Raw genomic sequence first — 21,557 nt, 5'->3', positions numbered from 1 at the left:
CCGGCGGCCCGGGCGAGGCAGGATGGGAGCGACCACTCCCGCGGGCCCGGCCGGCCCCGGGCCGACCCGCAGCCGCAGGAGCCGCCGGATGCTGACCGACACGCTGTGCGCCGCCCTGTCCGCGGGCGGCCTGGCCATCGCGATCGTGACCGCGTACCGCCGCAGGTTCCTGGCCGCGACGCGGATCGCCGCGTTCTCGCTGCTGCCGGTCGGGCTGGCGCTGGCCGGCCTGGTCACCCTGGGCCGCAAGATCGGCACCGCCACGGGCGACTGGGCCGTGGACCTCGTCCTCAAGCCCTCGGTGTGGCTCGGCTTCGGCGTCATCGCCTGCTCCGCGGTCCTGTTCGGCATCACGCGGCTGGTCTCGGGCCGGCGCGGGCGGCGCGGCGGCGACACCTCCGCGGCCGCGACCGGTCCCGCCGCCGTGGCCGGAGCCGCCGGTCCCGCGGCCGGTTCCGCCCCCGCGCTGAGCGGGGGCGGGCGGCGCTCACGCGCCGCCTCCGACAGCGGCCTGTCGGACTTCGCGGACGTCGAGGAGATCTTGAAGCGCCGCGGGATCTGAGGCGGTTCCGGGCCGGTCGCGCAAGTCGGTCCCGGCATCCGAGACGCAGGTAAACACCCTTGTAAAGTCCGCGTGTTGGGCCGCGCGGGGTGCGGCGCTGCGCGATCATCGCGGTGTGCTGCCCACCCCCGGGGACGTCATCGCCCCTCCGCGGCCGGACCGTGCCGAACCGCCCGTCTCCGCCCTCACCGCCCTGGTCACCCTCACCGCCGACGACTCCGCGGGCCCGCTGCTCGTCGTCCGGCCCGTCCCCGTGCTCCCCGCCCCGCCGGTCCGCGCGGCGCTGCTCCCCGCCCCGCCGCCCCGCCCCGACCTCCCCGAGGCGGCGGCGGCCCCCCTGACACCGGTCCGGCCGGTTGCACCCCGCCGGTCCGTCCACCCCGCCTTCCCGGTCCGGCCGGGTTCTCCGGTACGACCCGGGCCGCCGGGCGTGTCGGAACCGGGTGGTTCGGAAGCGGACGGTTGGGGACGGGACGGTTTGGGACCCGACGAGTCGGGATCGGGCGGTTCGGAAGCCGTGGGCCGCGCCGCCGCGCCCGCCGGCCCCGCGGCGCTCGCCGGGCATCCCGCCACGCCCGCCGGCCCTCCCGCCGCCGCTCCGCCGAAGCCGCAGTCCTGGCGTGCGGCCAGGCGGGCCGCTCGGCGCCGGGGCGAGTTCGTGGAGCCCAGGGGATGCCTGTACGCGCTGTCGCAGCCGCCTCTGATGCTGTTCCTGTGCGTGGTCGGGGGGCTGATCGGCGCGGGCGCCGGGTGGGACCTGCTGGCCCTGTAGCCCCTGCCGCCCGCGTCCTTGCGCCGGTGCGGCGCCCTCGCCGGGTCCGGGCGCGCTCGCAGTGCCGCCCGCCGGGTGTTCCACGTCTTCCGGGCCCTGTGCGCCCGCCTCGCGCGGTCTACGACCCCAGGGGCTCGGCTTCCCCCGCCTCGCGCCGGCGGGCCCGGTACGCGGCGACGTGCAGCCGGTTCCCGCAGGTGCGGCTGTCGCAGTACCGGCGGGAGCGGTTGCGGGAGAGGTCCACGAAGGCGCGGCGGCAGGTCGGGGCGTCGCAGCGCCGGAGCCGTTCCCGTTCCCCGGCGAGCACCAGGAAGGCGATCGCCATTCCGCAGTCCGCCGCGACGTGGGTGGCCAGTGAGGCGCCGGGCGAGAAGTAGTGCACGTGCCAGTCGTAGCCGTCGTGGTCGGTGAGCCGGGGCGTGGTGCCGGCCTCGGCGATCATCTCGTTGAGCACGGAGACGGCGCTCGGGTCGTCCGGCGCGGCGAAGACCTGGGCGAACCGTTCCCGCACCGCGTGGACGGCGGCTATGTCGTCGCGGTCGAGCGTGGCGACGTCGCTGACGTCGTGCCGCTCGACGAAGGCGCGCAGGTCGGCGACGTCGTCCAGGCCGTCACGGCCCTCGATCTGCGGCGCGGAGTTGACCAGGTCCACCACGCAGTCGAGCGCGCACCTGGTGTCGTGGTTGATGAGCACGGGATCGCTCCTGCCCGCGTGGCCGGCGGCTGAATCCCGTGACTCTAGCGCGGGAGCCGCCGCCGTGGGGGACTCCTCCCACGGCGGCGGCTCCGTTGCCTGCGGCGTCGGACCGCTGGTGGTGGCCCGACGCGGCCGGTGTCCGGGCGTCCCCCCGAGTAGGACGACCGCGGACGGTACGGGATACGGGGATCAGCTCTCCGCGAGGATGTGCGAGAGCTCCGTGTCCAGATCGAAGTGGCGGTGTTCGGTGCCCGGTGGGACCGCGGCGTCCGTCCGCTTCAGGAAGGACTCCAGGGCCCGCGCCGGGGCTTCGAGCAGGGCTTCGCCCTCCGGGGAGCTGAGGGCGATGCAGACGACGCCCTGACCGTGGCTGCGGGACGGCCAGACTCTGACGTCGCCGGTGCCGGTGGGGCGGTGCAGCCCCTCGGCGAGCAGGTCGCGGGCGAACACCCATTCGACCGTCTCTTCGGCTCCGGTGTGGAAGGTGGCGTGCACGGCATACGGATCGGCCGTGTCGTACCGCAAGCCCGCGGGCACGGGCAGTGAGGATTCGCTCGACACAACGAGGCGCAGGTGCAGCTCGCAGCTGACCGTGGTGTTCATAAGCGCCAGGGCCTTTCGCTCAGTGTGCGCTCGGGGATTCGCACGTCGGCGAAATCGACATGCCACCTGCGGCGACGTTGTAAACCCCTCTGAGGTGTTTGTGCGGCTTCTGGTACCTCGTCCGGCTTAGCGGGAAGACCCGTACGGAGCCGTTTCGGGACGGTTTGGCCAGTCCGCGGGAGTCGCACACTCGCTACTTGGAGTGATCGGCGCTGGGAGGTGTCCCGCACGGGCGTTCGATAGGCCGTGTCTGTGTGGGGGTGCGTGGGGTGCGTGGGGGTGGGTGGCGGTGGGGGCCGGCGCGTGGCGGAGGGGGTGGCGGGCGGCGGCGGCTCCTGCGGCCGCGCGGCGCGGCGGGTGGTCCGAAGCGGTCCGCCGGGTGCGGTAATGTGGTGCACGCGCCGGGGCGATTAGCTCAGCGGGAGAGCACTTCGTTCACACCGAAGGGGTCACTGGTTCGATCCCAGTATCGCCCACCCGGAGAAGGTCCCGGGCCGTCCGTACGACGGCTCGGGACCTTTCGCATGCGGTGGTTTTGCTCCGACCCGCCGCCGGTGCGGCCTGCCGCCGGTCCGGTCCGATCCGCCGCCGGTGCGGCCCGTGCCCAAGTCGCGGCGCACACTGGGTCCATGGACTGGAGCCACTACCGATTCCGCAGCTCCTGGCGGCTGGACGAGCAGCCCGACGCCGTCTACCGCGTCCTCGAACGCCCCGACCGGTATCCGGACTGGTGGCCCCAGGTCCGGGAGGTCCGGCAGACCGACGACGTCAGCGGAGTGCTGCGGTTCCGCTCCGCGCTGCCGTACGACCTCGTCGTCGCCGCCCGCTCCACCCGCCAGGACCCCGGCGCCCGGGTGCTCGAAGCGGCCCTGAGCGGAGACCTCGACGGCTGGGTGCGCTGGACGGTCCAACCGACTCCTGACCACGGCAGCCGGATCGTCTTCGAGCAGGCCGTCACGGTGCACAAGCGCCTGATGCGGCTGCTGGCCGTCCCCTGCCGCCCGCTCTTCCGCGCCAACCACGCGGCCATGATGCGGTCCTGCCGCCGCGGCCTGCGCGCCCATCTCGCCGCCACGCGGCTTCCCGTTTGAACCCGCCCCGGCCCGCCCTGTATTGTTCACGTCGTCGGGGCGATTAGCTCAGCGGGAGAGCACTTCGTTCACACCGAAGGGGTCACTGGTTCGATCCCAGTATCGCCCACCCCGAAGGGGCCGCCCATGTCGGGCGGCCCCTTGTTCGTGCGAGACCTTGTGGGGCCGGGGTTCGCATGCTCCCGACACGCCCTAGCGGTCGGACGCGCCCTCGTCGTTGAAGCGCTTGCGTTCCAACATCACCACTGGGCAGTTGAGCACGTGGGCGACCTTGCGGAGGTTGCTGGGTGTGGCGTTGCGCCATCCCGACTCGATCTCGCTCATGAGCTGTTCGGAGATGCCGACGGCTTCGGCGAGGGCTCGTTGGGTGAGTCCGCACCTCTCGCGTGCCCAGGTGACCGCGCTGGGTTCGTGGTGGAGGATGCGTGGGCGCCTGCGTGTCACCGGGGGAGGGCACCGGAGCCGGTGTGGGAGCGGTACTCGGTTTCCAGGTCCACGAGTGTGAACTCGTCCAGGCGCATCATCAGTTGCGCGGCTTGCATCCACGGCATGCGGTCGTCGCCGAAGTCCAGGCCGCCGACGTCGTGGGGCACGGGAGCCGGGTGGCTCGGGCGGTAGAGCACGCCGTGGACGCCGCTGAGGGAGAAGCGGCGCGCCCGTACCGCGGCGTACTGCTTCCGCAGGTGGGGGCAGGCGCGTACCGACAGCCAGGCGCAGGACAGGCAGACCGGCGGGTGTCCGGTCACCATCTCGGCCGGCCAGGTGGTGAGGTCGTCGGGGTCTTCCCCCAGCAGCCACAGCAGGCCGTCAGCGGTGGAGCCGTGCTGGGCGGGCTGTCCGCAGACCTGGCAGAGCAGCGCGTCCATGGCCAGCCGCTGACGCAGGAGGTGCACCTTGCCGTACTCGGGCCTGCCCTTGCCCGGCATGCTGGGCACGCGCCGCCAGAGGACGCCGTTGCTGTCGCGGTCCCACGGCCGCTCGTCGCGATAGGCCAGCCGGCCCCGGCGCATGGTGACGTCGGGTTGGGTGGCCGTCTCCGCCGACCATGAGGCGATGAACGGCACCCGGTCCGTCAGACGCAGCGTGCCGACGGGGCGGCGGGTGGGATAAAGGGGTGTCGACATGCGGGTGCTCCCGTACCTGGGTAATGGGCTGTAGAGAGCGTGTGCGGGGACACGTGCTGGGCGTCACGACGCCGCTGCATAGACCGCCATACGCCGGACGCATGGACTGACGGACACAGCGCGGCTACCGTCCGTAGGCTTGACCTTTGGCATTGGCGTATGGCGGCCTTGGGGTACGGAATGGCACAGCAACAGGTTCGGTACTGCTCCTGCGGTACGCGGCTGGCCCGCGACAACCGGGGCACGGTATGCGCGGTCTGCCTTCGTCAGCAGCAACTCGACGTTGTGACACAGCCGCCCGTGGTGCCCTCGGAGTTCTGGCAGGACGGCCGACTACGTGAGGCCCTGGCCGGTTGGCACATGGGCCAGGTCTTCTACGCCTACCGTGTCCACCCCTGGCACAGCCGGGCCGTGTCGCAGGAGAGACTCGCCGGGTGGCTGGGGCTCACCCAGGCGCAACTCAGCCGGATCGAGAGCGCCGCTTCCGCGCCGCAGGACCTCGGGAAGCTTATGAGCTGGGCGCATAGCCTGCGGATTCCGGGCGACCTACTGTGGTTCAAGCTGCCAGGTGACAGGCCGACGGAAGCGCTCGAAGCACCACCAGCAGAGACGGCCCAGTCCACCGGCGATATCCTCCTGCCGGTAGTGGTCAATGGCCGGCCGGTGTTTGTACCAGTGAACCCGCATGCTGTGGCGCTCAGCGGACTTGGCGGTCTGCTCGCCCCGTCGGCATGCGAGCCCGACGGGGCGAGCCACATGCTCAGCACCACGGAACGAGATGCCATGAGTCCTCTGGATCGTCGGTCGCTGCTCAAAGGCGGGATCGCAGCTTCTTTGCCCGGTCTGCGCACTGCGGATCTCCCACAGGTTGCTGCCGCACTCCAGGATTCCCACCGGTACTTCGACGGTCCGGTCGTCGCACACTTTCGCACGAAACTGGAGGCCGCGAAGAAGCAGGACGGCGCCAAGGGTCCGCGAGACACCCTGCCCCTGGTGCTGGGCGTTCTCGGCGCCGTCGAGGAGCACGCCCGCAACGTGAGCCCGGCCGTCCGCCGCGAGCTGCTGACCGTCGGTGCGGATGGCGCGGAGTTCGCAGGCTGGCTGTACCGCGACATACAGCGACCGGACATCGCCGGACTCTGGTACGACCGGGCGATGGAATGGGCGCAGGAAGCCGACGACCCTGCTCTGCAAGGGTATGTACTGCTCAAGAAGGCGCAGATGGCGTACGACGACCGTGAAGCACTGCGGATGTTGACGCTCTCGCAGGCGGCCGGCCACGCCCGGTGGAAGCTGCCGGCCAAGGTGCTTGCCGAGGCGAGGCAGCAGGAAGCCCGCGGCTTGGCCATGCTCGGTGAACCGATGGCGGACGTTGAGCGGCGGCTTGAAGAAGCGCACCGACTGCTGAGCCGCGGCGTCCAATCCGACGAGGGGCAACGACAGCTCAGTCCGCACTACAGCCACACCAACCTGATGCTGCAAACGGCGAGCTGCTACATCGAGGCCGGACAGCCGGCCCGCGCTGCCGATCTGTACGGCGACATCTTGGCAAGCGGCACGGTTTCCCGTCGTGACACCGGCTACTTCATGGCTCGCCGTGCCTCATCGCTGGCGCTTGCCGGGCAACCGGACGACGCGGCGTCGGTCGGCTTGGCATCGGTGGAAGTGGCCACTGCGACCAACTCGCTGCGCACCAAGCGTGAACTCGGCCGAGTTATGCACACCTTGCGTCCGTGGGCGACGCGGCCCGGTCCGCGTGCGCTGCGTGAAGCCCTGCGAGCTTAGCCGCCCTGGCTCAGAAATTCCGCGGTGGTGCCGATGACGGATGCCTGCCATGCCCGACTCCGAGGATCGAGGTACTGCGGGTCGTCGTGGACGGCGAAGCCATGTTGCGCGCCCTCGATCTCCACCAGCCGGCACGGCCCGCCGAACTGCGACACCGCTGCCCGCGAGGCCGCGATGGAGACGAAGGTGTCTTTGGTGCCGTGCACGATGAGTGTCGGCGCCTGGACCTCACCAAGCGCCTCGTGCGGCCGAAGCCAGAAGACCTCGTTGTAGATGGCCCGTCCGTGCTTGAGTGTCGGGGAGTGCGACAGGTAGCCCTGCTCGGTGAGCTGGGTCGCCGCCTCATCGATCAGGCAGTCGCCCACCCAGAACGGCCGGTTGTCGATGGTGCGCTGCTTGTAGTTGAGCTGCGGGTTGAACAGCACCAACCGGGCGATCTCGTCTGGTTGCTTCGCTGCGTAGTAGGCGCAGACGCCACCGGTGAAGCTGGTGCCAAGCAGGCTGATCTTCCGTGCGCCGGTTGCTTGCCGTAGATGCGCCAGCACCACGCGGAGGTCGTTGAGGATGGTCGAGAGCGTCAGCTCTTCCTGTCGACCGTCGCTCGCACCGTGGCCCCGAAGGTCGAAGCGGAGGGACGCAACGCCGGCATCCGCCAGGCCGTCCGCCAGCCGTGTGAAGAAGCCACCCTCTTCTCGCGTGACGCCACCGCCATGGACCAGCACGACGGCGCGGCTGGTCGCTTCCCGGGGCTGCGTCAGCGTGCCTGCGAGCTGCTGGCCGTCGAGGGTGCGAACCGTCACCTCTGCGGTCATGGACATGGAGCAAGGGTAGAACGGTTCGGGCACGCCGACTGCTTCGTCGGCTTGTAACGGCGGACGGCACGTAGACGTCACCGACCGAGTGCCTCGGTGCAGCGAACGGCGAAGTCGGTGAGACTCGCCAGCACGATGTGCGCCCCGGCCTCGCGCAGTTCGTCGGAAGTGCTCTGGCCACTGGCGACACCCACAGCCAGGGCGTCGGCGTGGAGGGCGCCGCGAACGTCGTGGGGTGTGTCGCCGATGACCACGGCGCGGCGGCCGGCGAAGTCGTGACCGTACTTCTGCGACGCCCGTCTCCGTGCCTGGCGGACGAGGTCGGCGCGGTCGCTGCCGTCGTCGCCGTAGCCGCCGACCGAGAAGTCGAGGCCGTCGCCGAGGCCCAGCGCGGTGAGCTTGGCCATGGCGATGGGACGTATGTTGCCGGTGACGGCTGACTGGACGGTGCCTCGGGCTGCGCACGACTCGATGGCTTCCCGCGCGCCGGGGAGCACGATGCCGACCTCACGCATCCGACCGGTGAGCTGTTCGGCGGCCACCGCCAAGGCGGCGTAGAAGTCGTCGAACAGGGCCTCCGGCTCGTGGACGCCGTTCAGGTGCAGTGTTTCCACCATGATCGCCTGATCAGTGCGGCCCGACATGTCCGCAAGCTCGCCGAGCGGCTCGCCGGTCACCCGCTGGAAGGCCCGCTCGTAGATGCTGCGACTGACGCCCCCGCCGATACTGACGAGCGTGTGGTCGACATCCCACAGGACGAGCGAGGTGACGGGGGCACGCTGGTCAGTTGCCATGCGACAAGGCTAGTTCCGGCACTCGCGGATCCACCGTTGCCCAGCGCTGGTCGGCCCTGCATTCGGACTCCCGGGCGATACGGGCGTCGGGACGGTGGCGCTTCCGGGCGCGGGGGCGGTGGGCTCCCGCGCCGGGGCCGGTCGGGTCACTCCGGCAGGGGCAGGCACTCGGTGAGCAGGGCGAGGACGTCGCGCCAGGCGCGCTGTGCGTGCCGCGGGTGGTAGCCGACGCCGGGGACCGTGGGGTGGTCGACCGGCGGGTGGTGGAAGGCGTGGAGGGCGCCGCCGTACACCGCGAGGCGCCAGTCGACGCCCGCGGCCTGCATCTCGGCGGTGAACGCGTCCCGTTGAGCGGGCGGCATGATCGGATCCTCCGACCCGACTCCGGCCCACACCGGGCAGCGGATGCGCGCCGCCTCGCCCGGTCGGCCCGTGGTCGTTGCGTTGACCGTCCCGATCGCACGCAGGTCGACGCCGGCACGGCCGAGTTCCAGCCCGATGGCGCCCCCCGTGCCGTAACCGATGGCGGCGATCCGGTCGGGGTCGGTCCGCGGTTCGGCGCGCAGCACGTCGAGCGCCGCGTGGCCGATGCCCCGCATCCGGTCGGGATCGGCGAGTAGCGGCAGGCAACGGGCGAGCATCTCCTCGGGGCCACCCAGGTAGCGCCCGCCGTGAAGGTCGAAGGCCAGCGCCACGTACCCCAGTTCGGCGAGGGCGTCGGCCCGGCGGCGCTCGACGTCGCTGAGCCCCATGCCCTCCGGCCCGAGCAGCACCGCAGGCCGGCGGTCGGTGCCGGCCGGGAGCGCGAGGTGCCCGATCATCGTCAGACCGTCGGCCGGGTACGCGACCGTACGCGTCGTCGTCATCGTCGTCATGGGACGGGACCGTAGTGACCGTCGGGCCCGGTCAGGACGGTGTTCTCCGGTGGCGGAACAGCGGGGCGGGCCGCTCAGCTTCCGTCGTAGCCGACGACGACTCCCTGGAGGGCGGTGGCGACCGCGTCGGCGAGGTCGTAGTCGCAGAGGTTGACGGTCCAGTTGGCCGCGGTGACGAGGTAGGCGGGGACACCCTTCCACCGGATGGCGTCGCGCAGGGCCTGGTCGCGTGCGGCGGCGGTGCCGTACAGCGCGAGGGTGGCGCAGTTGGGGCTGCGTCCCACCGCGCCGCCGGTGTCGCAGGTGAGGACGCCGAGGTCGTCCACCTTCTGGCCGGTGCAGCCGACGGCCTGGTCGAGGTCATGGGCGAGGGCTTCGACGGTGGGGTAGCGGGGGGCGGCGGGGATCGTCGGCAGCGGGTACGCGGGTGCGCTCGCGCCGATCGCCGGCAGGACGACCCCGCCGAGCGCGGTTGCGATGGCCTGGGCGTGGGTGGGGGGCCGCACCCACACGTACCAGTTCCCGGCGGCCACGAGGGTCTGGAAGGTCGGCGACTTCCTCCGTAGGGCGACGGACGTCCCGATGTCGCTTCGGTCGGGCTGGGGATGGGCGAAGACGCTGATCTCGTTGAGCACTTTGTCGCCGTCGACGGTGCTGACGCACGTCGCGGTGGACCCGTGGTCGTCGGCGGAGTTGTCCCCGGCCGTGTTCGTGCAGTCCATGCCCTTGTCCGCCAGCCGCGCCTGGACGTCCCGTGCGAACGCGAAGACGGGTGCCTTGGGGACATCGGCGGGAAGGGCGACCGGGGCGATGCGCGAGTCGTGCCCGCACGCCGGCATGAGCAGCATGAGGCCCAGCGTCACCAGGACGCCGCCGGTACGTTTCCACGTGGCGCGGTTGCGCATCCGCTCAGTCCTCGGGAGGGGTGGGGGCCGGTCCGGGGGACGGTGTCGGCGTGCCGGGGGGAACGGGGCCAGTGCCGTACACCGTGGTCTCCACGCCGTCGGGAGCGTAGACGGGGGAGAGGTTCACCGACTGTCCTTCGGGGATGTCGGCCGCGAGGGTGGCCAGCGCGGCCTTGCGTTGCTTGTCCGTCAGGTCGGCCCAGGCGTTCGCGTCCTGGAGCGGAACCTTCAGCTTGTCCCAGTTGGCGGCCCGTGAGTGGATCGCCCCTCCGCGTGGCGCCGTGGCGTCCCCGTAGAGGGCGTTGGCATCGCGGACCTGCTGGGTGTCGGCCGCGTAGAGAAGGAAGAGTTGCTTGTCCGACCCCGCGCCGTGAGGATTCGCCTGAAGCTGCTTCAGGTAGTGGGCCGACAGCTTGATGTCGAAGTCGGGGTTCTCCTCGATGTATTTCGTCAGCTCGGAATCGTCGAGGTCACCGAGGAACTTCCCGTCCGCGGTGAACTCCCGTGGCTCCCTTCCTATCACCTCCCGCGCCGTCGCCAGTTTCATGTGGGTGATGCCGAGTGACTTGTCGGGCTTGACGGACTGCTCCAGGGTCCAGTCGAAGAGGTGTCCGCCGTCGGTGAGCAGCGAGTCCTGGGCCGGGTCGATGTTCTGGTACCACTGCTGTTCCTGCCAGACGATGGCCATCAGCAGGTTCTGGCTGATCCCGGTCTCCTTGGACGCAGCCGTGATCGCCCGTAATTCCTCGGCGTTGATGTTGAGCGGGTGCACCGTGTCGCCCTCGGCGAGCAGGCGCAGGGCGATGCCGACCGGTCCGTTGGTCATCAGGGACTCGTCGATCTCGACCATGCCCGGGTGGCCGGGGTAGGGCGCGGTCGAGATGAGGGTCAGGTCGTAGCGCCGCTTGAGCATCGGCACCTGGTCGTCCATCCAGGAGCACACGAGCAGTAGGGACCGCAGTGGCTGGTCGTCCAGCCCCTGCCGGGTGAACTGCTTCTGCATGGCGGTCACGGCGGACCGGAGCGTCTGCTGGTCCTTGGTGACCGTGTCGATGGTGGTCAGCAGTCGGGCCGGGTTGATTCCCGAGAATTCCGTCACGTCCGCCCCCCAGCGCGACGTGGGACCGCGTCTCCGGTCCCTGGTTTCCGTCAGTCCCTGTCGGCGTCGTACAGCTTCGCTTCGTTCACGGTGACCTTCGCCGGGCAGCCGGCGATCGCCCTGTCCACCTCGCTGATGAGGCGGTCGACTTCCGCTTTGACGTGTGTGCGCTTGCCGTTCGCGTCGGTGCGCCAACGGTTCGCGGCGGGGCCCACCCATGACTGGTCGTCGCCTTTTCCGCCGATCGCGGAGGCGGCGCGTCGGAGGGTGCCTTCCATGGCCGACGTGTGCGTGGACAGGTACGTCCGCAGGCTTCTGAGATCGGTCAGCCGCGGGTTGTCGATCATTTGCGGTGAGGCGCTGTTCGCGCCGTTTCCCCCGGTACCCACTTCCCACCCCCATGGTCCCGCCGGGTAGCGAATGTACGGTACATAATAAATGACGGTGAGTTGGTTGTCTTGATTCTCCGTCGGTTATGGACCCCACCTGCGGATTGTGCACCTCGGGACGCGCTGCGCGTGCAGCACGGGGGACGGCGCCCCGGGTTGCCGGAAGGCTTCAGCGGGATCCGGGGTCACCGGAAGGCTTCGGCGCGGCCCCGGGTCACCGGAAGACGTCGGCGTGGTCCGCGGCAAACGTGCCGAGGCCGCGGGCCCGTCGGCCCGTGAGGGCGGCGACGTCGTCCGACAGCCAGGCCGCGTCCCCCTCGGCGATCAGTCCGAAGACCTGCGCGTTGGAGGAGGCGACCGGCTCGGGGACCCCCGCCGCGATCATGCCCTCGCGGTGCTCGGCGGGCGTGACCCTGCGGTACTCCACCTCGTGGCCGACAGCCCGGGTCAGCGCGTCGGCGACGTCGTCGTAGCTGACGAGTTCGGGACCGGTCAGCAGGTAGGCGCGCCCCTCGTGGTCGCCTGGGGCCGCCGCGACGGCCGCCGCCGCTGCCGCCACGTCGCGCGAGTCGACCATCCCGAACCGGCCGTCGCCCGTGGACATCACGAACCCGTGTGTCTGCCGGACGACCGGGGCGACGACGAGCAGGTTCTGCATGAACAGGTTCGGCGCGAGCAGCGTGTGGGACAGGCCGCTCGCCCTGAGGTGGGCCTCGATGCGGGCGTGGTCGCGCCGGCGGTCGACGGGGGAGTCCTCGGTCGCGCGGTGATTGGTGATCTTGACGACGTGCTTCACGCCCTGGCGGACCGCGCTGTCGATGGCCGCGATCTCCTGGGCGGGGACCGACGGGCTGATGAGCAGGAGGGTGTCCACGCCGGCCATCGCCGCGTCCAGGGTGTCCGGCCGCTCGAAGTCGCCCGACGCGATCTCGGCGCCGCTCCAGCTCCCGTCCTGGGGCGCGCGGGTCGGGTCGCGGACCAGGGCCCTCGTGGCGAGCCCGCCGCCGGCCAGTAGCCGCACCGCTTCCGCGCCGATCCTGCCCGTTGCTCCCGTGGTCAGAATCATCGTGCCTCCGTCGTTCGTGTCAGGGGGGCCGCGCCGGTGCCCGGTGCGGCCCCCACCAGACTGCACGAGCCGGTTTCGTTGAGGAAGTAGGCACCGGAAGGGTATATAGGTACCTGATGGATACCGACATGAGGGTCACGTACGCGAAGGACTGCCCGTCGCGGACGGTCGTGAGCGTGCTGGCGAACAAGTGGGCGCTCTACATCCTGGGGGTGCTCGGCCGGAACGACCGGCCCCTGCGCTTCACCGTGCTGCGCCGTCACATCGAGGGCGTGACCCAGAAGTCCCTGACCCAGGCGCTGCGCAACCTCGAACGCGACGGCCTGGTCCGGCGCACCGTCTACCCGACCGTCCCGCCCCGGGTGGAGTACTCCCTCACCGACCTCGGCCGTGAGGCGGGCGCGCTGACCACCGCCATCGCGGACTGGTCCAAGGCGAACGCGACCCGGGTGCTCACCGCCCGCGCCGCCTACGACGGCCGTGCCGACGACGACACCGACGGCGCCCGGGGCACGGAGGGCGCCCGCCACACCGACGGCGCACTGGGCACCGACCCGCGCTGACGGGCGCCCGCGCCGCCCCTCCGCCCGGCCGCGCGGGGGACGTCAGCCCTCCTTCGGTGCCGCGCCGCCCCCCGCGGCCGTCGCGCTCCAGCCGCGTTCGAGGAGCAGGCACGCCGCGTCGATCGCGGCCGCGGGGTCGGGGCGGGTGCCGGCGAACGCGATCGTCTCCAGGGTGAAACGGGCGTAGGCGGCACAGAGCGGGTCGTCCTGCGGGCGGCCGGTCTCGCCGGCGAGCGCACGGGCCAGCGCGTGTTCGTGGCGCAGCCACATCGCGCGGGAGTACGCGGTCAGGGCCGGGGTCTCCTGGACGAGCCGCTGGAGGTCGGCGAAGCGGGGGTCGCGGCTGTGGCCGGCCACGGCGAAGCGGACGAGGTGGGCGCGCAGGGCCTCCGGGACCGTCCGGCCGGGAGAGCGGTCGGTGACCGCGCGCACCAGGGCCTCCTCGTTGCGGGCGTCCTCGTCGAAGACCAGCGCCTCCTTGCCGTGCGGGAAGTAGTTGAACAGCGTCGACACCGACACGTCGGCGCCCTCGGCGATCTCGCGTACGCCGACCTGTTCGTAGCCGCGCTCCAGGAAGAGGCGCAGCGCCGTGTCGGCGATCGCCTGGCGGGTGGCGGCCTTCTTGCGCGCGCGCAGCCCGCCCGTCCCGGCTCGGCCGGTGGTCTCTGCCATGTCCGTAAGGCTAGCCGAGTCCGGATGAATTTGGAACGGTTGTATATTTGGAGTCGTTGTACATATGGTCTCCGGTGTCGGAGACCCAGCGGTGACCCGCCGCGACCCGGCATTGGCGGAAGGAATCTCAATGACGAAGTCAAGCCGCTTGTGTGACCGGTGGGGCGGAGGTGAACGGCTTTCCGTCACGCAGCATCGCCCACAGCACGTCGACTCGGCGGCGGGCGAGCGAGAGCAGGGCCTGAGTGTGCAGCAGCCCCTCGCCTCGCTTCCTGAGGTAGTAGTCCCGGGACGGGCCCGGCCGCATCATCACGGACTGGGCAGCCATGTAGAACACCCGGCGCAGGCGCCGGCTGTAGCGTTTGGGCCGGTGGTAGTTGCCGGTGCGGCGGCCGGAGTCCCGTGCGACCGGGGCGAGGCCGGCGTGCGAGGCGAGGCTGCCGGCGTCGCGGTAGCCGGACAGGTCGCCGACGATGGCGATGAACTCGGCGCCCAGGATGGGCCCCATGCCGGGCATGGACTCTATGATCTCGGCGCGGTCGTCGGTGTGGAAGGTCTCACGGATCTCCCGGTCGTTGTCCTTGATCCGCTCGTCCAGGGCCAGGAGCTGGTGGGCGAGGTCGCAGACCAGCTTCGCCGACCGTTTCTCGCCGGGCAGTGCGATCTGCTGGGACTGGGCGGCCTCGACCGCCTTGGCGGCGACGTCGGCGGCGCTGCGGATCTTGCGGCGTTCGAGCCAGGTCGTCAGACGCTTGACGCCGATGCGGCGCAGGGCAGCCGGGGTCTGGTACTCGGTCAGCATGACGACCGGGCCTTTGGCCGCGGAGTAGTCGAAGGCCCGCTCCAGGGCCGGGCAGATGCCCACCAGCAGATCGCGAAGCCGGTTGATCAGCCGAACGCGGTCGGCGATCAGGTCGGTCCGGTAGTTCGTCAGCACCCTCAGGCTGGTGACCAGCTCAGGAGGCGTGTCCAAAACGGCGAAGCCCTTCGGGCGCATGCGTGCCTGATCGGCGATGACCCGCGCGTCCTTGGCGTCGGTCTTCCCCTCGCCCTTGTACGCGCCGGTCATCCGGTTGACCGTGCGGCCCGGCACGTAGACCACGCTCTGTCCGTGGGCGACCAGCAAGGCCAGCAGGAGCGTGGAAGCTCGGCCGGAGATGTCCACCGCCCAGCGGATCTCGTCGGCCCGCTCTCGGGCGGTCTCGATGAGAGCGAGGATCTGGGCCTCGTCGTTGATCACCTTCGTCGAGAACAACGTCTCGCCGTCTGCGTCCAGGGCCACCGCCCAGTGGTGCCCCTTGCCCGCGTCGATGCCGACCCATATCCGGCCCTGTCGAGTGCTCAACCCGTCGCTTCCATTCCACCGTGACCAGCACTTCCGTGGCCCGAAGAACACTCCGCCGACAGGTCCCTAACCAGCGATGGCCGCAGTTCTCAATCAGTGGTCGGAGCGTCCCGGAGGACCGGGCGGCCATTCCTTCGGAGCCATCAACGGCAGAACCCCATCAGCCATACCCGGTCCTCCCGGACCGCCAACCATTCTTAGGGAGCCCCATGAATCCCGCGACCCCCGAAGTCCCCGCGACCCCCGTACACGGGGAAACCTCCGAAACACCTGGCACCCGCCCGCGCCCCGGGCGGGCCGTCGGGCCCGTGGCGGGCCCCGCCCGCCCGAGGATCCACGTCGTCGGCGCCGGCCCCGGCGGGCTGACCTGCGCCCGCATCCTCCAGCGGCACGGCATCGAGGTCACCGTCCACGACCGCGCACCGCACGCCGACTCCCGCGACCAGGGCGGCACGCTCGACCTGCACGCCGACAACGGCCAGATCGCCCTGCGCGAGGCCGGGCTGCTCGACGCCTTCTTCGCGCTGGCCCGGCCGGAAGGGCAGGAGATGCGGCGGCTGGACCTGTCCGGCGCCCTCCTCGACCACCACCTTCCCGAGGACGGCGACCTGTTCAAGCCGGAGATCGACCGCGGCCAGCTCCGCGACCTGCTGCTGGAGTCCCTCCGACCGGGCACCGTGCGCTGGGGCCACGCCCTCGACCGGGTCGAGGGCGCCGCCGGAGGGCCGCGCCGGCTGTGCTTCGCCGACGGCACCACCGCGGAGGCCGACCTCGTCGTCGGCGCCGACGGCGCCTTCTCCCGGGTGCGCCCGGCCGTGTCCGCCGCCCGACCCGGGTACACCGGGGTCGGCTTCCTGGAGGCGTGGTTCTCCGACGTCGACCGCCGCCACCCCGAGATCGCCGCACTGGTCGGCCGGGGCGGTGCCCACGCGGCCGACGGCGAGCGCGCCATGTTCGCCCAGCGCAACAGCGGCGACCACATCCGCGTGTACGTCATCCGGCGCGTGCCGGTCGACTGGATCGCCGGGCGCGGCCTGACGGTCGCCGACACCGACGCACTGCGCGCCCTGCTCCTCGACGAGTTCGCGCACTGGTCGCCCCGGATGCGGCGGCTGGTCACCGACAACGACGGCCCGTACGTCGACCGGCCGATCTTCGCGCTCCCCGTCCCGCACACCTGGCCGCACGACCCGGCCGTGGCCCTGCTCGGGGACGCCGCCCACCTGATGCCCCCGCTGGGGGTCGGGGTGAACCTCGCCATGCTCGACGCCGCCGAACTCGCGCTCGCGCTGGCACGCGAGGCCACGGTCGCCGACGCCGTCCGCGCCTACGAGGGAACCATGCTGCCGCGCTCCACCGAGACCGCCGCGCTGCTGGAAGGCGGCGCCGAGCAGCTCCTGTCCACGGACCCGCACGACGACGACGCCGCGCACGTCACCGCCGCGCACGTCACCGCCGGGCAGGACGGCGCCGACTCCACCGCCCCCGACGGCGCCCCACTCCAGGGCGCCGCCCTCCCGGACGCCCCCACGCCCCGGCGGTGACCCCGGGCGCCGCGCCCGCCGGAGCCGCGGATGCCGCGCGCACCCGTCGTCCTACCCGCCGGAGCCGCGGATGCCGCGCGCACCCGTCGTCGTACCCGCCGCGCCGCGCCCGCCCGCCGCCGGCCGCACCTTCGGGACGCGGCCGGGCGTTCTTGCCGCGCTACCGCGGCGCCGGCGCCAGCCCGTCCTCGACCAGCCCGGCGAGGACCGCCTCGCCCAGCGTGTGGACCGCGGACTGCGGGCGGACCATCACCGTGAACTCGCGGATGCGGCCCGCCGGGTCGAGGTGGATCAGGTCGATCCCGTTGATCTCGCGGCCGTTCACGGTGGCGCGGAAGAGCAGCACCGCGGCCGGGGTCTCGCCGCCGTCGACGAGGGTGTGGGCGGCGCCGTCGAGGCGGCCGACGTAGCGGAAGTCCTCGAAGGTGCGCAGGAGGACGTTGAGCAGGCCGAGCACCTGGTCCCGGCCCTCGAAGGGGCGGAACTTCACCGGGCTGTACAGGCGGACGTCCTCGGTGAACAGGTCGGTCATCGCCCCGAGGTCGCGCTGCTCGACGGCGGTGCGGAAGCGGTCCACGGCGGTGTCGGTCGACGTCATGGCGGCGGCTCTCCTGGTCCTGGGGCCGCGGGGGTCCCGGTCACGGAGTACTCATCGAATGGGGTACTCATATTCTTGAGTAGGATGATGCACGGGTGCGGACCCCGGGACAACCCCGCGGCCGGCACCGCACTTCCGGGGACAGCGGAGGAGGCCGACCGGATGGCGCTGCGCCACGCCGTGCTCGCGGCGCTGCTCGACGAGGAGCTGAGCGGCTACCAGCTCGCGAAGGCGTTCGACAGGGGGGTGGCCAACTTCTGGCAGGCCGCGCCCCAGCAGCTCTACGCGGAACTGCCGAAGCTGGAGCGGGCCGGCCTGGTCACCGGCCGCAGGGTGGCGCAGGAGGGCCGGCCCGACAAGCGCGTCTACCAGGTCACCGACCTCGGCCTCGCCGAGCTCGAACGGTTCGCCGGGACCACCGGGAAGCCGTCGCTGATCCGCGACGACCTCATGGTCAAGGTGCAGGCCGCCGACCACGTCGATCCGGACGTCCTCACCGCCCGCCTCGCCGAGCGGACCGCCTTCGCCCAGGCCCGGATCGAGCTGTTCGAAGGGCTGCTGCGCACGATGCGCGGCGACGCCACGGAGGAGGAGTACCTGCGCGGCGGCAGCCGGATCGGGCCCTACCTCACCTGCCTGCGCGGCCTCGCCTTCGAGCGTGCCAACCGCGAGTGGTACGAGCACACCGCCGCGGTCCTGCGCGAGCGGCGGGAGCCCCGCCCGTAGGACCTGCCCGCAAAGATCCGCCGGACAGGCCCCGGCGAGCACCCGGGACGGGCCGCCGCCCGCCGCGTCCGGCGTTCGCCCCCGGGCTCCGCGGTCGGCCGCGCCCGGCCCCACCCCTCGGCTTCGCGATCGGCCGCCCCGGCTCGGTACGATTCAGCGCAGCGGCGGCAGGCGACCCGCCCGCGCACGCAAGCCTCAAGTCAGGAGCAGACCGGTGTCAGACCTCCGTGTGATCATCAAACGCGATTCCGCCGCACCGGAAGAGCGGTTGGTCACGACGGGCACGACCGCGGCCGATCTGTTCGAGGGCGAGCGCTCCGTGGTCGCCGCCCGGGTCGGCGGCGTGCTCAAGGACCTCGCCTACCCGGTCGCCGACGGCGACGAGGTCGAGGCCGTGGACATCACCAGCCCCGACGGGCTGAACATCCTGCGGCACTCCACCGCCCACGTGATGGCGCAGGCGGTGCAGGACGTCTTCCCCGAGGCCAAGCTCGGCATCGGCCCGCCGATCAAGGACGGCTTCTACTACGACTTCGACGTCCCGAAGCCCTTCACCCCCGATGACCTGAAGGCCATCGAGAAGCGGATGCAGGAGATCCAGAAGCGCGGCCAGCGCTTCTCCCGGCGCCCGGTCACCGACGCCGCCGCGCGCGAGGAACTGGCCGACGAGCCGTACAAGCTGGAGCTGATCGGCCTCAAGGGCGCCGCGGCCGGGGCCGACGACGGCGCCGACGTCGAGGTGGGCGGCGGCGAGCTGACCATCTACGACAACCTCGACGCGAAGACCGGCGAGCTGTGCTGGAAGGACCTGTGCCGCGGCCCGCACCTGCCCACCACGCGCGCCATCCCGGCCTTCAAGCTGATGCGCAACGCGGCCGCCTACTGGCGCGGCAGCGAGAAGAACCCACAGCTCCAGCGGATCTACGGCACCGCGTGGCCCACCAGGGACGAGCTCAAGGCCCACCTGGACTTCCTCGCCGAGGCGGAGAAGCGCGACCACCGCAAGCTCGGCTCCGAACTCGACCTGTTCTCCTTCCCCGACGAGCTGGGCTCGGGCCTGGCGGTCTTCCACCCCAAGGGCGGGGTGATCCGCAAGGAGATGGAGGAGTACTCCCGCAAGCGCCACGAGGAGGCGGGGTACGAGTTCGTCAACACCCCGCACATCACCAAGGCGAAGCTCTACGAGACCTCCGGCCACCTGCCGCACTACGCCGAGGGCATGTTCCCCCCCATGGAGTTCGAGGGGCAGGACTACTACCTCAAGGCCATGAACTGCCCGATGCACAACCTGATCTTCGACGCCCGCGGCCGCTCCTACCGCGAACTGCCGCTCAGGCTCTTCGAGTTCGGCACGGTGTACCGCTACGAGAAGTCCGGTGTCGTGCACGGCCTGACCCGGGCCCGGGGCTTCACCCAGGACGACTCGCACATCTACTGCACCAAGGAGCAGGTGCCCGACGAGCTGGACTCGCTGCTCACCTTCGTGCTGAACCTGCTGCGGGACTACGGCCTCAGCGACTTCTACCTGGAGCTGTCCACCCGGGGCGAGGGCGACAAGTTCATCGGCGAGGACCACGAGTGGGCCGAGGCCACCGAGCAGCTCCGGCAGGCCGCGGAGAAGCAGGGCCTGGAACTCGTGATGGACCCGGGCGGAGCCGCCTTCTACGGCCCGAAGATCTCGGTCCAGGCACGCGACGCCATCGGCCGGACCTGGCAGATGTCCACGATCCAGGTCGACTTCCAGCAGCCGGCCCGCTTCAAGCTGGAGTACACCGCGGCCGACGGCACCCGGCAGCAGCCGGTGATGATCCACCGGGCGCTGTTCGGCTCCATCGAGCGGTTCTTCGCGGTGCTGCTGGAGCACTACGCCGGCGCCTTCCCGGCGTGGCTGGCCCCGGTGCAGGCGGTCGGCATCCCGGTCGGCGACGCGCACGTGCCCTACCTCCAGGAGTTCGCGGCCGAGGCCAGGCGCAAGGGGCTGCGGGTCGAGGTGGACTCCTCCTCGGACCGGATGCAGAAGAAGATCAGGACCTGGCAGCGCCAGAAGCCGCCGTTCATGATCATCGTCGGCGACGACGACATGTCGCACGGCACCGTCTCCTTCCGCTACCGCGACGGCTCGCAGGAGAACAACGTCCCGCGCGACGAGGCGCTGGCCAAGCTCGTGGACGTCGTGGAGCGCCGCGTGCAGGTCTGAGCCCCGGCCCCCGGGCCTGCGTCCCGGCCCCCGGTCCGCCGCGGTTCAGCGGACCGGGGGCCGCTCGCCCTCCCGGGCGAAGACCTGCACCAGCCACGAGGAGAACGAGCCGGTCACCGCGCCCAGCAGCGCCACACCGCACACCATCAGCCCCACCGCGATGGTGCGGCCGAGCGCCGTGACCGGGGTGGCGTCCCCGTAGCCGACCGTGGTGAGGGTCGAGCACATCCACCACACCGAGTCGCCGAAGGTGCGGATGGACGAGCCGGGCGCGTTGCGCTCCGCCTGGTACACCGCCAGCGCCGCCGAGAAGCCGAGCAGGGCCGCGGTGATGCCGGTGTACGAGATCACCCGCGCGTACAGGTTCAGCCGCGGTGCTTCCCGGCGCTGCTGCACCGCCTGGTAGGTGTCGACGAAGCGCAGCGGGCGCAGCAGCGGCAGGACCAGGACGACCGTGTCCAGCAGGTGGTGGCGCACATGCACCGCCAGCGAGCGGTCCGGACCCAGCCGCCAGCGCACCAGGTAGTCGACGAGGAACACCGCCCAGGCGCCGTAGACCACGGCCAGGCACGCGTCGTGCCCCTGCGGGGGCATCCCGCGGGCCAGCACGTGCACGGCGTACGCGGTCAGGAAGAGGAGACCCACGGCGAAGAGGGGCAGTTCGCTGCGGTCCTCCCAGCGGGCGAGGCGGGGGTCGGCGGCCATTCCGCCAGGATCGCGGGCCCCGGCCCGGGACGGCCCCGGCGACACGCGGGGCGAGGGGATGGCCATATGCTGAACGGCATGACGAGTGAGCCGGAGCAGCGCGGTGGGGCGGGAGGTCCGGACGCGTTCCAGCGGCTGTGGACTCCGCATCGGATGGCGTACATCCAGGGCGAGAACAAGCCGACCGGGCCCGGCGCGGGCGACGGGTGTCCCTTCTGCGTGATCCCCTCGAAGTCCGACGAGGACGGGCTGGTCGTCGCGCGCGGCGAGCGGGCGTACGCCGTGCTCAACCTCTACCCGTACAACAGCGGGCACCTGATGCTCGTGCCCTACCGGCACGTCGCGGACTACACGGAGCTGGACGAGGGCGAGACGGCGGAGGTCGCGCTGCTGACGAAGCAGGCGATGGCCGCGCTGCGCTCCGCGTCGGGCGCGCAGGGGTTCAACATCGGGATGAACCAGGGGGACGTGGCGGGCGCGGGCATCGCGGCGCACCTGCACCAGCACGTGGTGCCCCGCTGGGGCGGGGACGTGAACTTCATGCCGGTGGTCGGCAACACGAAGGTGCTGCCGCAACTGCTGGCGGACACCCGCAAGATCCTGGCGGAGGCCTGGCCGAGCTGAGCCCGAGGG

Annotated in this window: 24 protein-coding genes and 2 tRNA genes; 11 read left to right on the top strand and 15 right to left on the bottom strand. The window is 71.6% G+C overall.

Going from position 1 to position 21,557, the window contains the following annotated elements:
* Window positions 1-88: 88 nt before the first annotated feature.
* Window positions 89-562: a hypothetical protein gene (locus RVR_RS04180; protein ID WP_202232546.1), complete on the top strand. Its 474-nt coding sequence runs from the start codon at window positions 89-91 to the stop codon at window positions 560-562.
* 115 nt (window positions 563-677) lie between these two features.
* Entirely contained in the window at window positions 678-1,334 is a 657-nt protein-coding gene (locus tag RVR_RS04175) for a hypothetical protein (protein WP_202239691.1), read from the top strand.
* A gap of 118 nt (window positions 1,335-1,452) precedes the next feature.
* Here the strand turns inward: RVR_RS04175 and RVR_RS04170 are convergent, their stop codons facing one another.
* Both RVR_RS04170 and RVR_RS04165 read right to left on the bottom strand, forming a co-directional pair.
* On the bottom strand, window positions 1,453-2,028 hold the full coding sequence (locus RVR_RS04170; protein WP_202232545.1) for a CGNR zinc finger domain-containing protein: 576 nt from the start codon (window positions 2,026-2,028) through the stop codon (window positions 1,453-1,455).
* Between the two features lie 192 nt (window positions 2,029-2,220).
* The gene (locus tag RVR_RS04165; RefSeq protein WP_003959770.1) at window positions 2,221-2,634 is read right to left on the bottom strand and encodes an SsgA family sporulation/cell division regulator; all 414 of its coding nucleotides are present in this window, start codon (window positions 2,632-2,634) and stop codon (window positions 2,221-2,223) included.
* Window positions 2,635-3,038: 404 nt separating this feature from the next.
* Between RVR_RS04165 and RVR_RS04160 the strand changes: the two genes are divergently transcribed.
* The 3 genes from RVR_RS04160 (at window position 3,039) to RVR_RS04150 (ending at window position 3,834) form a co-directional block, all read left to right on the top strand.
* A tRNA-Val gene (locus RVR_RS04160) sits at window positions 3,039-3,110 on the top strand.
* A 153-nt stretch (window positions 3,111-3,263) separates the two neighbouring features.
* Window positions 3,264-3,725 (top strand): SRPBCC family protein, encoded by a 462-nt coding sequence (locus tag RVR_RS04155; RefSeq protein WP_202232544.1) that lies wholly within the window; start codon window positions 3,264-3,266, stop codon window positions 3,723-3,725.
* Window positions 3,726-3,762: 37 nt separating this feature from the next.
* Window positions 3,763-3,834: transfer RNA gene (locus tag RVR_RS04150), tRNA-Val, on the top strand.
* A gap of 83 nt (window positions 3,835-3,917) precedes the next feature.
* On the opposite strand, the gene RVR_RS04145 is transcribed toward RVR_RS04150, so the two are convergent.
* Entirely contained in the window at window positions 3,918-4,169 is a 252-nt protein-coding gene (locus tag RVR_RS04145) for a helix-turn-helix transcriptional regulator (RefSeq protein ID WP_237404562.1), read from the bottom strand.
* Complete coding sequence (locus RVR_RS04140; RefSeq protein ID WP_237404561.1) at window positions 4,166-4,849, bottom strand: hypothetical protein; 684 nt, start codon at window positions 4,847-4,849, stop codon at window positions 4,166-4,168. Before RVR_RS04140 ends, RVR_RS04145 begins: the two co-directional genes overlap by 4 nt.
* 180 nt (window positions 4,850-5,029) lie before the next feature.
* Here RVR_RS04140 and RVR_RS04135 point away from each other — a divergent pair, with 180 nt between their 5' ends.
* Window positions 5,030-6,634, top strand: a complete 1,605-nt coding sequence (locus RVR_RS04135; RefSeq protein WP_237404560.1) for an NsdA family TPR-like regulatory protein — start codon at window positions 5,030-5,032, stop codon at window positions 6,632-6,634.
* Here RVR_RS04135 and RVR_RS04130 read toward each other — a convergent pair.
* From RVR_RS04130 to RVR_RS04100, 7 genes are all read right to left on the bottom strand, one after another.
* Window positions 6,631-7,452, bottom strand: a complete 822-nt coding sequence (locus tag RVR_RS04130; RefSeq protein WP_237404559.1) for an alpha/beta hydrolase — start codon at window positions 7,450-7,452, stop codon at window positions 6,631-6,633. The two genes, RVR_RS04135 and RVR_RS04130, sit on opposite strands and share 4 nt — an antisense overlap.
* A 71-nt stretch (window positions 7,453-7,523) precedes the next feature.
* On the bottom strand, window positions 7,524-8,240 hold the full coding sequence (locus tag RVR_RS04125; protein WP_202232543.1) for an HAD family hydrolase: 717 nt from the start codon (window positions 8,238-8,240) through the stop codon (window positions 7,524-7,526).
* A gap of 146 nt (window positions 8,241-8,386) precedes the next feature.
* Entirely contained in the window at window positions 8,387-9,115 is a 729-nt protein-coding gene (locus RVR_RS04120; protein WP_202232542.1) for a dienelactone hydrolase family protein, read from the bottom strand.
* A 74-nt stretch (window positions 9,116-9,189) separates the two neighbouring features.
* Window positions 9,190-10,020: a hypothetical protein gene (locus RVR_RS04115; RefSeq protein WP_202232541.1), complete on the bottom strand. Its 831-nt coding sequence runs from the start codon at window positions 10,018-10,020 to the stop codon at window positions 9,190-9,192.
* A gap of 4 nt (window positions 10,021-10,024) precedes the next feature.
* Window positions 10,025-11,119 carry a hypothetical protein gene (locus tag RVR_RS04110; protein WP_202232540.1) on the bottom strand — a complete coding sequence of 365 codons (1,095 nt, stop codon included), beginning with the start codon at window positions 11,117-11,119 and terminating at the stop codon, window positions 10,025-10,027.
* Window positions 11,120-11,169: 50 nt separating this feature from the next.
* Window positions 11,170-11,466, bottom strand: a complete 297-nt coding sequence (locus tag RVR_RS04105) for a hypothetical protein (RefSeq protein WP_202232539.1) — start codon at window positions 11,464-11,466, stop codon at window positions 11,170-11,172.
* A 256-nt stretch (window positions 11,467-11,722) separates the two neighbouring features.
* On the bottom strand, window positions 11,723-12,574 hold the full coding sequence (locus RVR_RS04100; RefSeq protein WP_202232538.1) for an SDR family oxidoreductase: 852 nt from the start codon (window positions 12,572-12,574) through the stop codon (window positions 11,723-11,725).
* A gap of 128 nt (window positions 12,575-12,702) precedes the next feature.
* Here RVR_RS04100 and RVR_RS04095 point away from each other — a divergent pair, with 128 nt between their 5' ends.
* The gene (locus RVR_RS04095) at window positions 12,703-13,137 is read left to right on the top strand and encodes a winged helix-turn-helix transcriptional regulator (protein WP_202232537.1); all 435 of its coding nucleotides are present in this window, start codon (window positions 12,703-12,705) and stop codon (window positions 13,135-13,137) included.
* 42 nt (window positions 13,138-13,179) lie between these two features.
* Here RVR_RS04095 and RVR_RS04090 read toward each other — a convergent pair whose 3' ends face one another.
* Window positions 13,180-13,809 (bottom strand): TetR/AcrR family transcriptional regulator, encoded by a 630-nt coding sequence (locus RVR_RS04090; RefSeq protein WP_202232536.1) that lies wholly within the window; start codon window positions 13,807-13,809, stop codon window positions 13,180-13,182.
* A gap of 139 nt (window positions 13,810-13,948) precedes the next feature.
* Window positions 13,949-15,154 (bottom strand): IS110 family RNA-guided transposase, encoded by a 1,206-nt coding sequence (locus tag RVR_RS04085; protein WP_202232535.1) that lies wholly within the window; start codon window positions 15,152-15,154, stop codon window positions 13,949-13,951.
* 308 nt (window positions 15,155-15,462) lie between these two features.
* Between RVR_RS04085 and RVR_RS04080 the strand changes: the two genes are divergently transcribed.
* Entirely contained in the window at window positions 15,463-16,698 is a 1,236-nt protein-coding gene (locus tag RVR_RS04080; RefSeq protein ID WP_237404557.1) for an FAD-dependent oxidoreductase, read from the top strand.
* 160 nt (window positions 16,699-16,858) lie between these two features.
* On the opposite strand, the gene RVR_RS04075 is transcribed toward RVR_RS04080, so the two are convergent.
* Entirely contained in the window at window positions 16,859-17,296 is a 438-nt protein-coding gene (locus tag RVR_RS04075; protein ID WP_202232533.1) for a nuclear transport factor 2 family protein, read from the bottom strand.
* Between the two features lie 162 nt (window positions 17,297-17,458).
* On the opposite strand from RVR_RS04075, the gene RVR_RS04070 reads away from it, so the two are divergent.
* Window positions 17,459-18,022: a PadR family transcriptional regulator gene (locus RVR_RS04070; RefSeq protein ID WP_202232532.1), complete on the top strand. Its 564-nt coding sequence runs from the start codon at window positions 17,459-17,461 to the stop codon at window positions 18,020-18,022.
* 214 nt (window positions 18,023-18,236) lie between these two features.
* Window positions 18,237-20,219, top strand: coding sequence for a threonine--tRNA ligase (gene thrS / locus RVR_RS04065; RefSeq protein WP_202232531.1), 1,983 nt, complete (start codon window positions 18,237-18,239; stop codon window positions 20,217-20,219).
* A 45-nt stretch (window positions 20,220-20,264) separates the two neighbouring features.
* Here thrS and RVR_RS04060 read toward each other — a convergent pair whose 3' ends face one another.
* Window positions 20,265-20,990: a potassium channel family protein gene (locus tag RVR_RS04060; RefSeq protein WP_202232530.1), complete on the bottom strand. Its 726-nt coding sequence runs from the start codon at window positions 20,988-20,990 to the stop codon at window positions 20,265-20,267.
* On the opposite strand from RVR_RS04060, the gene RVR_RS04055 reads away from it, so the two are divergent.
* Window positions 20,991-21,548 carry an HIT family protein gene (locus RVR_RS04055; RefSeq protein WP_202232529.1) on the top strand — a complete coding sequence of 186 codons (558 nt, stop codon included), beginning with the start codon at window positions 20,991-20,993 and terminating at the stop codon, window positions 21,546-21,548.
* Window positions 21,549-21,557 lie beyond the last annotated feature (9 nt).

Source organism: Streptomyces sp. SN-593 (assembly GCF_016756395.1).
Taxonomy (GTDB): domain Bacteria; phylum Actinomycetota; class Actinomycetes; order Streptomycetales; family Streptomycetaceae; genus Actinacidiphila; species Actinacidiphila reveromycinica.
Note: the sequence above shows the minus strand (reverse complement) of the source record. Positions and strands in the feature narration are given on the sequence as shown.

Bases quoted from the DNA above. Each gene is read 5' to 3' on its own strand.
- RVR_RS04180 (WP_202232546.1), top strand. From the start codon at position 89: ATGCTGACCGACACGCTGTGCGCCGCCCTGTCCGCGGGCGGCCTGGCC.
- RVR_RS04165 (WP_003959770.1), bottom strand. From the start codon at position 2,634: ATGAACACCACGGTCAGCTGCGAGCTGCACCTGCGCCTCGTTGTGTCG.
- RVR_RS04155 (WP_202232544.1), top strand. From the start codon at position 3,264: ATGGACTGGAGCCACTACCGATTCCGCAGCTCCTGGCGGCTGGACGAG.
- RVR_RS04140 (WP_237404561.1), bottom strand. From the start codon at position 4,849: ATGTCGACACCCCTTTATCCCACCCGCCGCCCCGTCGGCACGCTGCGT.
- RVR_RS04135 (WP_237404560.1), top strand. From the start codon at position 5,030: ATGGCACAGCAACAGGTTCGGTACTGCTCCTGCGGTACGCGGCTGGCC.
- RVR_RS04130 (WP_237404559.1), bottom strand. From the start codon at position 7,452: ATGTCCATGACCGCAGAGGTGACGGTTCGCACCCTCGACGGCCAGCAG.
- RVR_RS04125 (WP_202232543.1), bottom strand. From the start codon at position 8,240: ATGGCAACTGACCAGCGTGCCCCCGTCACCTCGCTCGTCCTGTGGGAT.
- RVR_RS04120 (WP_202232542.1), bottom strand. From the start codon at position 9,115: ATGACGACGATGACGACGACGCGTACGGTCGCGTACCCGGCCGACGGT.
- RVR_RS04115 (WP_202232541.1), bottom strand. From the start codon at position 10,020: ATGCGCAACCGCGCCACGTGGAAACGTACCGGCGGCGTCCTGGTGACG.
- RVR_RS04105 (WP_202232539.1), bottom strand. From the start codon at position 11,466: ATGATCGACAACCCGCGGCTGACCGATCTCAGAAGCCTGCGGACGTAC.
- RVR_RS04100 (WP_202232538.1), bottom strand. From the start codon at position 12,574: ATGATTCTGACCACGGGAGCAACGGGCAGGATCGGCGCGGAAGCGGTG.
- RVR_RS04095 (WP_202232537.1), top strand. From the start codon at position 12,703: ATGAGGGTCACGTACGCGAAGGACTGCCCGTCGCGGACGGTCGTGAGC.
- RVR_RS04090 (WP_202232536.1), bottom strand. From the start codon at position 13,809: ATGGCAGAGACCACCGGCCGAGCCGGGACGGGCGGGCTGCGCGCGCGC.
- RVR_RS04075 (WP_202232533.1), bottom strand. From the start codon at position 17,296: ATGACGTCGACCGACACCGCCGTGGACCGCTTCCGCACCGCCGTCGAG.
- RVR_RS04070 (WP_202232532.1), top strand. From the start codon at position 17,459: ATGGCGCTGCGCCACGCCGTGCTCGCGGCGCTGCTCGACGAGGAGCTG.
- RVR_RS04060 (WP_202232530.1), bottom strand. From the start codon at position 20,990: ATGGCCATCCCCTCGCCCCGCGTGTCGCCGGGGCCGTCCCGGGCCGGG.
- RVR_RS04055 (WP_202232529.1), top strand. From the start codon at position 20,991: ATGCTGAACGGCATGACGAGTGAGCCGGAGCAGCGCGGTGGGGCGGGA.